Consider the following 9,717-nt stretch of genomic DNA (forward strand, 5'->3'; position numbering starts at 1 on the left):
GCCGCGGCGCCCGCCCCCGCGGCGTCGAGCACGTGCCGCAGCACCAGGGCCAGGTTGTGCTCCCGCAGCGAGCCCTGCCGGGCGGGCACCCGGCGGCGCGCGGCCGGACCGGCGGCGGCCCGGGGCACCGCACCGGGGTCGGCGGCGGGCGTCTCTCGCGGCGCGGCGGGGTCGGTCACGCGGTTGACCCTAGCCGGTCCCGCGTATAAGTTCACTCACAAGACAAACCCCGCAGGGTTACTCGATGAGGAGCAGACGATGGTGCGCACGCCCACCCGCGACGACAAGTTCTCCTTCGGTCTCTGGACCGTCGGCTGGAACGCCCAGGACCAGTTCGGCTCCGCGAGCCGGCCGTGGCTCGACCCGGTGGAGTCGGTGCACAAGCTCGCCGAGCTCGGCGCCGCGCACGTGACCTTCCACGACGACGACGTGGTGCCGTTCGGGTCCGACGACGCCGAGCGCGACCGCATCCTCGGCCGGTTCAAGCAGGCGCTGGCCGACACCGGCATCACGGTCGAGATGGTCACGACCAACACGTTCAGCCACCCGATCTTCAAGGACGGCGCGTTCACCTCGAACGACCGCCGCGTGCGCCGCTACGGCCTGCGCAAGGTCATCCGCAACGTGGACCTGGCCGCCGAGCTCGGCGCCGACACGTTCGTGATGTGGGGCGGCCGCGAGGGCGCGGAGTACGACTCCGCGAAGGACCTGAACGCCGCGCACGACCGGTACGCCGAGGGCATCGACACCGTCGCCGCGTACATCAAGGAGAAGGGCTACGGCCTCCGGATCGCCATCGAGCCGAAGCCGAACGAGCCCCGCGGCGACATCCTGCTCCCGACCATCGGCCACGCCCTCGCGCTGATCGCCAAGCTGGAGCACGGCGACATCGTCGGCCTGAACCCGGAGACCGGCCACGAGCAGATGGCGGGCCTGAACTACACCCAGGGCATCGCCGAGGCGCTGTGGGCCGGCAAGCTGTTCCACATCGACCTCAACGGCCAGCGGTCCATCAAGTACGACCAGGACCTGGTGTTCGGCCACGGCGACCTGTTCTCCGCGTTCGCCACGGTCGACCTCATCGAGAACGGCTTCCCGTCCGGCGGCCCGCGCTACGACGGCCCCCGGCACTTCGACTACAAGCCGTCCCGCACCGAGGACTTCGACGGCGTGTGGGAGTCGGCCAAGGCCAACATGGCGACCTACCTGCTGCTGAAGGAGCGCGCGCAGGCGTTCCGCGCCGACCCGGAGGTCCAGGAGGCCCTCGAGGCGTCCGGCGTGCTCGAGCTGTCGCAGCCGACGATCGGCGAGGGCGAGACCCTGGCCGACCTGCTGGCCGACCGGTCCGCGTACGAGGACTTCGACGTCGAGGGCGTCGCCGCCCGCGGCTTCGGCTTCGTCCGCCTGAACCAGCTGGCCCTGGAGCACGCGCTCGGCGCCCGCTGACCCGAGCTGTTCGGCGTCGAGGTCGGGGGTTTCGCGTGAAACCCCCGGCCTCGGCGCTTTTCCCCGTCACCTGAGCAGAGCAAGGACGCATCCTCATGGCCCTCGTCGCCGGGGTGGACTCCTCCACCCAGTCCTGCAAGGTCGTCGTGCGCGACGCCGACACCGGGGCGCTGGTGCGCTCCGGCCGCGCGTCGCACCCGGACGGCACCGAGATCGACCCGCGGCACTGGTGGGAGGCCCTGCAGACGGCCGTCCGCGACGCCGGCGGGCTGGACGACGTCGACGCGGTCGCGGTCGGCGGCCAGCAGCACGGCATGGTCGCGCTCGACGCCGACGGCGAGGTCGTCCGCGACGCGCTGCTGTGGAACGACACCCGGTCCGCGCCGTCGGCGCTGGCGCTGATCGACGAGCTCGGCGGGCCGCAGGCCTGGGCCGACGCGATCGGGTCGGTGCCGGTCGCCTCGCTCACGGTGACCAAGCTGCGCTGGCTGCGCGACCACGAGCCGGACGCCGCCGCGCGGGTCGCCGCCGTCGCGCTCCCCCACGACTGGCTGACCTGGCGGCTCGCCGGGTACGGGCCGGGCGACGCCGACCTGACGGCGCTCACGACCGACCGGTCCGACGTGTCGGGCACCGGCTACTGGTCGCCGTTCACCGAGGACTACCGCCGCGACCTGCTGGAGCTGGCGCTCGGCCACGACGTCGTGCTGCCGCGGGTCGTCGGCGCGGGCGACCCGGCGGGGGTCGCCGGGGACACCGGGCTCGTGCGGGCGGGTGCGGCACTGGGCGCCGGGGCGGGCGACAACGCCGCCGCCGCGCTCGGGCTCGGCATGGTCGCCGGCGACGTCGCGATCTCCATCGGCACCTCGGGCGTCGTGTCCGCGGTGTCCGCCACGCCGACCGCCGACGGCTCGGGACTCGTCACCGGGTTCGCCGACGCGACCGGCGCCTACCTGCCGCTCGCCTGCACCCTGAACGCCTCGCGGGTCCTGGACGCCGCCGCGCGGATGCTCGGCGTCGACCACGCGGGGCTGTCCCGGCTGGCGCTGTCCGCGCCCGCCGGTGCCGACGGCCTGGTGCTGGTGCCCTACCTCGAGGGCGAGCGCACCCCGAACAAGCCCGACGCCACCGGCGCGCTGCACGGGATGCGGCTGGCCAACACCACGCCCGCGCACCTGGCCCGGGCCGCGGTCGAGGGCATGCTGTGCGCGCTCGCCGACGGCCTGGACGCGCTGCGCACGCAGGGCGTGCCGGTCGAGCGGGTGTCCCTCATCGGCGGCGGGGCGCAGTCCGAGGCCGTCCGGCGGATCGCGCCGGCCGTGCTCGGGACCGCCGTGACCGTGCCGACCCCCGGCGAGTACGTCGCCGACGGCGCCGCGCGGCAGGCCGCGTGGGTGCTGAGCGGGTCGGACGAGCCCCCGGCGTGGACCGCCGCGGGCGAGGCCGAGGTCTACGAGGCCGACCCCGCCCCGCGGGTCCGCGAGCAGTACGCCGCGGTGCGCGACCTCACGGCCACGCGCGGCTGACCCCGCGCGGCCGGGGACGCAGGACGGCCCGGCACCCCGCGCGGGGTGCCGGGCCGTCCTGCGTGCCGCGGGGCTCAGCCCTGGGCGGCCTCGTAGGCGTCGCGGATCTCCGCGGAGATGCGGCCGCGCTCGGAGACCTCGTAGCCGTTCTCCTTGGCCCAGGTGCGCACGGCACCGGCGTCGGAGGACCGGCGCGGGCGGCTGCTGCCGCCACCGCTGCCGCCGCGGCCCGAGGACGCGCGGCCGCCGACCTTGCGGGCGTGGCCGACCCAGGTGCCGAGCGCGTCGCGCAGCTCGGCGGCGTGGGCGCTGGTGAGGTCGATCTCGTAGGAGACGCCGTCGAGCGCGAACGTCACCGTCTCGTCCGCGGTGCCGCCGTCAATGTCGTCGACCAGCAGGACCTGAACCTTCTGTGCCATTTCGCCCTCCCGAGCATCGGCCGCCGTCGCAGGCCCCCGTCGGCGAGCGGCGTGAATTCGTGCGATCGCAAAGAGCATGACAGCCCGGAAGACCCGCGTCAAAGCACACGGGGACATTCGTTCAGATTTCGGGCGCCTTCTGCGTCTCATTCGCGCGGGCCGCGTCCTCGCGATCCATCCGCGCCAATGCCGCGCGTTCCGTCCGATCGGCGTTCACGAGCGCCCGGATGACGATCCAGAAGATCGCCCCGACGCCGACCGACGGGATGAGCGCGGCGAGCGCGGGGCCGATGTCCATGCCGCCAGAATACGCCCGCGCACGACGACGCCCGGCGGCCCGAAGGGACGCCGGGCGTCGCGTCGATCAGGCCTGGGGCTTCACGAGCGGGAACAGGATCGTCTCCCGGATGCCCAGGCCGGTCAGGGCCATGAGCAGGCGGTCGACGCCCATGCCCATCCCGCCGGTGGGCGGCAGCGCGTACTCCACGGCCGCGAGGAAGTCCTCGTCGAGCTGCATGGCCTCGTCGTCGCCCGCGGCGGCCAGCAGCGCCTGCGCCTCGAACCGCTGGCGCTGGACCACCGGGTCGACGAGCTCGGAGTAGGCGGTCGCGAGCTCGAACCCGCGGACGTACAGGTCCCACTTCTCGACCTGGCCCTTGATGCTGCGGTGGTCGCGGGTCAGCGGGCTGGTCTCGACCGGGAAGTCGCGCACGAACGTCGGCGCGTGCAGGTGGTCGCCGACCTGGTGCTCCCAGATCACCTCGACGAGCTTGCCGTGGCTGACCCGCTTCGGGTCGAGCTGCACGTCGAGCCGGTTCGCGATCGCCTGCAGGTGCGCGACCGACGTCTCCGGCGTGATCTCCTCGCCCAGGGCCTCGGACAGCGAGCCGTACATGGTGAGCTGCGCCCAGTCGCCGCCGACCTCGTACTCCTCGCCGTCCGGCAGGGTGATCGTCGTGGTCCCGAGCACGTCCTGCGCGGCGGTCTGCACCAGGTCCTGGGTCAGCGCGGCCATCGTGTCGTAGTCGCCGTAGGCCTCGTACGCCTCCAGCATCGCGAACTCCGGCGAGTGCGTGGAGTCGGCGCCCTCGTTCCGGAAGTTCCGGTTGATCTCGAACACCCGCTCCAGGCCGCCGACCGCGGCGCGCTTGAGGAACAGCTCCGGGGCGATCCGCAGGTACAGGTCGATGTCGAACGCGTTCATGTGCGTGACGAACGGCCGGGCCGCGGCGCCGCCGGGCTGCGTCTGCAGCATCGGGGTCTCGACCTCGAGGTAGCCGCGGCGGTGGAAGTTCTCCCGCAGCGAGCGCACGACGCCGGCGCGCAGCCGGACGGTGTCGCGGGCGGCCGGGCGCACGATGAGGTCCACGTACCGCTGGCGGACGCGCACCTCCTCGGACAGCTCGGGGGCCTCCTCGTCGCCCTTCGCGTACAGGTTCGGCAGCGGGCGCAGCGACTTGGCGGCCAGCGTCCAGGCGTCGGCCATCACGGACAGCTCGCCGCGGCGGGACGCCACCACGGTGCCGTGCACGAACAGGTGGTCGCCCAGGTCGACGTCGGCCTTGAACGCGGCGAGCCGGTCCTCGCCGACGTTGGCCAGGCTCAGCATCGCCTGCAGCCGGTTGCCCTCGCCGTCCTGCAGCGTGGCGAAGCAGAGCTTGCCGGTGTTGCGCAGGAACACGACACGGCCGGCGACGCCGACGACGTCCTCGGTCTCCTGGCCAGGCTCCAGGTCCGGGTGCGCGGCGCGGACCTCGGCGATGGTGTGCGTGCGCGGGACGCCGACCGGGTACGGCTCGACGCCCTCCGCCAGCATCCGGTCCCGCTTCTCGCGCCGGACCCGGAGCTGCTCGGGGAGGTCGTCGGCGGCGGGGACGGCAGGCGTCTGCTGGGGCTCGGTCACGCCCGGAATCCTACCGAGCGGGCGAGGCCCCGGCCGTCACCGCCCCGGGCCGGGCGCCCGGACGCCCTCGACCAGGTCCAGCGCCAGGTCGAGGATCGGCGAGGAGTGCGTCAGCGCCCCGACCGACAGGTAGTCGACGCCGGTCGCGGCCACCTCGGCGGCCCGGTCCAGCGTGAGGTTGCCGGTGGCCTCGAGCTCGACGCGACCGGTGGCGGCCTCCCCGGCCCGGACCGCCTCGACGGTGGCGGCGAGCACCGGCGTCGGCATGTTGTCGAGCAGCAGGAACCGCGCGCCGACGCCCACGGCCTCCAGCGCCTGCTCGGTGGTGTCGGCCTCGACCTGGATCGTGACGCCGGGGAACCGGGCGCGCACGGCCTCGACCGCCGCCGCGACCCCGCCCGCCGCCACCACGTGGTTGTCCTTGACCATGGCGACGTCGTGCAGGCCCATGCGCTTGTTGGTGCCCCCGCCGCGGCGGACGGCGTACTTCTCCAGCTCGCGCAGGCCGGGGGTGGTCTTGCGGGTATCCAGCACCTGGGCGCCGGTCCCGGCCAGGGCGTCGGCCCACCGCCGGGTGTGCGTGGCGACGCCGGACGCGCGGGACGCGAGGTTGAGGGCGGTGCGCTCCGCGACGAGCAGGGCCTGCACGGGGCCGGTCAGCACGGCGAGCACGTCGCCCGGGGCCACCGCGGTGCCGTCCTCGACGCGCTGGTCGACGGTCGCGGGCGCGAGACCCAGGCGGCCGGTGACCTGGCGCAGCACCTCGGCGACGACGGGGAGGCCGGCGACGACCCCGGCCTCGCGGGCGACGAGGTGCGCGACGCCGGCCACGTCCGGCGCGACGGTCGCCTGGGTGGTGACGTCGCGGCCCGGGGCAGGGCCGAGGTCCTCGTCGAGGGCGACGGCGACGGTGCGGGCGAGCCAGGCGGGGTCGAGGGTGTCGGGCGTGGTCACGCCGGAAGCCTAGGGCTCCGCGAGGGGTGCTCCGTGCGGGCCGCCGTGGCATGCAGTGGCGCGTCCGGCAGGACGCCCCACCCGAGCCCGGTGCCGTCAGTCCACCGGGGCCAGGCGCCGGGTCAGCTCGCCGTCCGGGGTCACGGTCGCCTCCACGCGCAGCTGCCAGGCCGCGTCGTCCCGGTCGGGGTAGTCGCTGCGCAGGTGCCCGCCGCGGGTCTCCCGCCGGGTCGCGGCCGCTGCCGCCAGCACCGTGGCGACCTGGTGCACGTTCGTCGTCTCCCACTCGGCGACCTGCGGGTCCGCGACCGGCCGCTCCCCGCCCTCGACGGCGCGGTGCGCGTCGGTGCGGACCGCCGCGAGCGCCTGCGCCGCCGCCGTGAGGCCGGCCGCCGACCGGAGCACGCCGGCCCCGTCGGTGGCGATCCGCTGGATCCGGGACCGGGCCGCGCCGGCGACCAGGGCCTCGGGACCGGGGCGCTCGACGGGCTCGGCGGGGCGCAGCGCGCCCGACTCGACGCGGCGGGCGATGTCGTGCGCGGCGCGGTGCGCGAACACCAGGCCCTCCAGCAGCGAGTTCGACGCCAGCCGGTTCGCGCCGTGCACGCCGGTGCACGCGACCTCGCCGACGGCGTACAGCCCGGGCAGCGTCGACCGGCCCGCGAGGTCGGTGACGACCCCGCCCGAGTGGTAGTGCTGCGCCGGTGCCACCGGGACCAGGTCGGCCGCCAGGTCGAGGCCGTGCTCGGCCAGCCGGGCGGCGATCGTCGGGAACCGGCGCGCGATCCGCTCGGCGCCGAGGTGCCGGGCGTCGAGCAGCACGTGGTCGGCGCCGGTACGGGCCAGCTGCCGCACGATCGCCTTGGCCACGACGTCCCGCGGGGCGAGCTCGGCCAGCGGGTGCACGCCCGACATGAACCGGTGCCCGTCCACGTCCACCAGGTGCGCGCCCTCGCCCCGGACCGCCTCGGAGATCAGCGCGAGCTGGCCCTTCACGCCGGCGCCGAGCCAGAGCACCGTCGGGTGGAACTGCACGAACTCGACGTCGCCGACCGCGGCGCCGGCGCGCAGGGCCGCCGCCAGGCCGTCGCCGGTCGCCTGCACGGGGTTGGTCGACGACCGGAACACCTGCCCGATGCCGCCGGTCGCGAGCACCACGGCGGGCGCCAGCACCGTGCCGACGCCGTCCCGGCTGCCCTCGCCGATCACGTGCAGCGTCACGCCGCACACCGGGCCGGGCCGGCCGTCGCGCCCGGGGGCGCCGGTCAGCACGTCGAGCACGAGCGCGTGCTCGATCACCTCGATGCCCGGGTCGGCCTGCACCGCCGCGAGCTGCGCGACCAGGGCGCGGGAGATCTCGGCTCCGGTGGCGTCGCCGCCCGCGTGCGCGACGCGGTCGGCGTGGTGGCCGCCCTCGCGGGTCAGGCTGAGCGTGCCGTCGGGCTCGGTGTCGAACACCGCGCCGCGCGCGACGAGCTCGCGCACCCGGGCGGGGCCCTCGGTGACCAGCACCTCGACGGCCCGGGGGTCGCAGAGCCCGACGCCCGCGACGAGCGTGTCCCGCAGGTGCGCCTCCGGGGAGTCCGCCGGGTCGAGCGCCGCGGCGATGCCGCCCTGCGCCCAGACCGTCGACCCCGACACCAGCCGGTCCTTGGTGACCAGCAGCACCCGCGGCACCCGGGTGCGCAGCTCGAGCGCGGCGGTCAGGCCCGCGATCCCGGAGCCGACCACCACGGCGTCCGCCCGGGCGGTCCAGCCCGGGGCCGGGGCGGCCAGCCGGCGGGCGACCGCCGTCACCGTCCGGCGCCCGCGTCCCGCCCGGCGTCGCTCGCCCCCGACCCCAGGTCGCTGCGCACCGGGTGCTCCGCGCCGTCGTGCGCCGCCCCGGCGCCGTCGCCCGGCCCCGCGCCGTCCCGCTCGACGAGCGACCGCCCCTGGTCGAACGGCACGCCGCTCGGGTGCAGCCCCGACGCCGCGGTCCACGACTCCGGCACGGTGCCCGGGTCGTGCCCGGTGTCCATGATCCGGTTCTCGGCGTCGACCAGGACGACGTGCGGCTCGTAGGTGCGGGCCTCGGCGTCCGAGAGCATCCCGTACGCGATGAGGATGACCACGTCGCCCGGGTGCACCAGGTGCGCGGCGGCGCCGTTGATGCAGATCTGCCCGGACCCCGCCTCCCCCGCGATCACGTAGGTGGTGAGCCGGGCCCCGTTGGTCACGTCGACGACGTCCACCTGCTGGCCGGGCAGCAGGTCGGCGGCCGCCAGCAGGTGCGCGTCGACCGTGATGGAGCCGACGTAGTGCAGGTCGGCCTGGGTCACGGTGGCCCGGTGGATCTTGCCGATCATCATCGGCCGCAGCAGCGAGGTCATGGTCACGCCCACCTCACGTCGGAGTTGTCGATCAGCCGGGTCGCGCCCACCGTGGCGGCGAGCGCCAGGACGGCCGTCCGCCCGGCCAGGTCCGCGGGGCCGGCGGTGACGTCCTCGAACGTCACCGGGTCCACGAGCGCCACGTAGTCGGTGCCGACGCCGGCCTCGTCCAGCACGGCCCGCGCGGCCGCGCGCACCGCGTCGGGGCCCCGGCCCGCCTCCGCGGCGTCCCGGCCCGCGGCCAGCGCGCGGCTCAGCGCGAGCGCCTGCCCCCGCTCGGCGGGCGACAGGTACGCGTTCCGGGACGACAGGGCGAGCCCGTCGGCGTCCCGGACGGTGGGGGCGCCGACGACCTCGACCGGCACGTCCAGGTCCCGCACCATCCGGCGGACCGCGGCCAGCTGCTGCACGTCCTTGCGGCCGAACAGCGCGACGTCCGGCGCGACCAGGTGCATCAGCTTGAGCACCACGGTGAGCACGCCGTCCAGGTGACCGGGGCGGGTCGCGCCCTCGTACACGGTGCCGACCGCACCGGCCGACACCCGGACGCCCGGGTCGCCGTCCGGGTACACGACCTCCGGGCTCGGCGCGAACACGACGTCGCCCGCGCCCAGCAGGTCCGGGCCGGTGAGCGAGGCCAGGTCGCCCGCCAGGTCGCGCGGGTAGCGGTCCAGGTCCTCGGTGGGGCCGAACTGCAGCGGGTTGACGAAGATCGTCACCACCACCTGCTCGCCGCGTCCGCGGGCCTCGCGCACCAGGGACAGGTGCCCGGCGTGCAGCGCGCCCATCGTCATCACGACGGCGCGCCGGCCGCCGGGGCGGGCCGCCAGCGCGTCCGCGAGCTCCTGGCGCGTGCGCGCCAGCGTGGGGGCACCCGTGCGTGCCTCGGTCATGCCTGGTCCTCCTGGTCGGCGCCGGGCGCGTCCGTCCCGCCCTCGCCCTCGTCGTCGTGCGCGCCGTGCACCGTACTCCCGTCCGGTCCCCCGGTGTGAGCCGGGCCGGCACCACCCTGCGTGCCGGCGGCCGTCCCGGGCGCCGGCCCCGCGGCCGGGTCCCCCGTCGCCAGCGCGTCCAGCAGCGCCCGCCCCTGCTCGGCC

The 9,717-nt window shown here is 75.8% G+C and carries 9 protein-coding genes and 1 pseudogene; 2 read left to right on the top strand and 8 right to left on the bottom strand.

The features are described 5' to 3' along the window. Nucleotides 1-258 precede the first annotated feature (258 nt). Both xylA and xylB read left to right on the top strand, forming a co-directional pair. A complete protein-coding gene (gene xylA / locus FA014_RS15075) occupies nt 259-1,446 on the top strand; it encodes a xylose isomerase (RefSeq protein ID WP_154730474.1) in 1,188 nt (395 codons plus the stop codon). A gap of 95 nt (nt 1,447-1,541) precedes the next feature. Then, nucleotides 1,542-2,972: a xylulokinase gene (gene xylB / locus FA014_RS15080; protein WP_154730475.1), complete on the top strand. Its 1,431-nt coding sequence runs from the start codon at nt 1,542-1,544 to the stop codon at nt 2,970-2,972. Between the two features lie 74 nt (nt 2,973-3,046). On the opposite strand, the gene FA014_RS15085 is transcribed toward xylB, so the two are convergent. From FA014_RS15085 to FA014_RS20115, 8 genes and pseudogenes are all read right to left on the bottom strand, one after another. Continuing rightward, nucleotides 3,047-3,391 (bottom strand): histone-like nucleoid-structuring protein Lsr2, encoded by a 345-nt coding sequence (locus FA014_RS15085; protein WP_154730476.1) that lies wholly within the window; start codon nt 3,389-3,391, stop codon nt 3,047-3,049. 121 nt (nt 3,392-3,512) lie between these two features. Further along, complete coding sequence (locus tag FA014_RS20110; protein ID WP_195969306.1) at nt 3,513-3,689, bottom strand: hypothetical protein; 177 nt, start codon at nt 3,687-3,689, stop codon at nt 3,513-3,515. Between the two features lie 66 nt (nt 3,690-3,755). Beyond that, on the bottom strand, nt 3,756-5,294 hold the full coding sequence (lysS, locus tag FA014_RS15090) for a lysine--tRNA ligase (RefSeq protein ID WP_154730477.1): 1,539 nt from the start codon (nt 5,292-5,294) through the stop codon (nt 3,756-3,758). A 36-nt stretch (nt 5,295-5,330) separates the two neighbouring features. After that, nucleotides 5,331-6,248, bottom strand: coding sequence for a carboxylating nicotinate-nucleotide diphosphorylase (gene nadC, locus FA014_RS15095; RefSeq protein WP_154730478.1), 918 nt, complete (start codon nt 6,246-6,248; stop codon nt 5,331-5,333). 96 nt (nt 6,249-6,344) lie between these two features. Further along, entirely contained in the window at nt 6,345-8,045 is a 1,701-nt protein-coding gene (locus FA014_RS15100; RefSeq protein ID WP_154730479.1) for an L-aspartate oxidase, read from the bottom strand. Further along, the gene (gene panD / locus FA014_RS15105; RefSeq protein WP_154730480.1) at nt 8,042-8,620 is read right to left on the bottom strand and encodes an aspartate 1-decarboxylase; all 579 of its coding nucleotides are present in this window, start codon (nt 8,618-8,620) and stop codon (nt 8,042-8,044) included. The genes FA014_RS15100 and panD overlap by 4 nt, the downstream gene beginning before the upstream one ends. Nucleotides 8,621-8,622: 2 nt before the next feature. Next, entirely contained in the window at nt 8,623-9,513 is an 891-nt protein-coding gene (panC, locus tag FA014_RS15110) for a pantoate--beta-alanine ligase (protein WP_154730481.1), read from the bottom strand. After that, nucleotides 9,510-9,717: pseudogene (locus tag FA014_RS20115) on the bottom strand (hypothetical protein); the annotation flags it as partial. The gene panC and the pseudogene FA014_RS20115, both read right to left, overlap by 4 nt.

Source organism: Cellulomonas hominis, from assembly GCF_005239125.1.
Classification (GTDB): Bacteria; Actinomycetota; Actinomycetes; order Actinomycetales; family Cellulomonadaceae; genus Cellulomonas; species Cellulomonas hominis_A.

Bases quoted from the DNA above. Each gene is read 5' to 3' on its own strand.
- xylA (WP_154730474.1), top strand. From the start codon at position 259: ATGGTGCGCACGCCCACCCGCGACGACAAGTTCTCCTTCGGTCTCTGG.
- xylB (WP_154730475.1), top strand. From the start codon at position 1,542: ATGGCCCTCGTCGCCGGGGTGGACTCCTCCACCCAGTCCTGCAAGGTC.
- FA014_RS15085 (WP_154730476.1), bottom strand. From the start codon at position 3,391: ATGGCACAGAAGGTTCAGGTCCTGCTGGTCGACGACATTGACGGCGGC.
- FA014_RS20110 (WP_195969306.1), bottom strand. From the start codon at position 3,689: ATGGACATCGGCCCCGCGCTCGCCGCGCTCATCCCGTCGGTCGGCGTC.
- panD (WP_154730480.1), bottom strand. From the start codon at position 8,620: ATGACCTCGCTGCTGCGGCCGATGATGATCGGCAAGATCCACCGGGCC.
- panC (WP_154730481.1), bottom strand. From the start codon at position 9,513: ATGACCGAGGCACGCACGGGTGCCCCCACGCTGGCGCGCACGCGCCAG.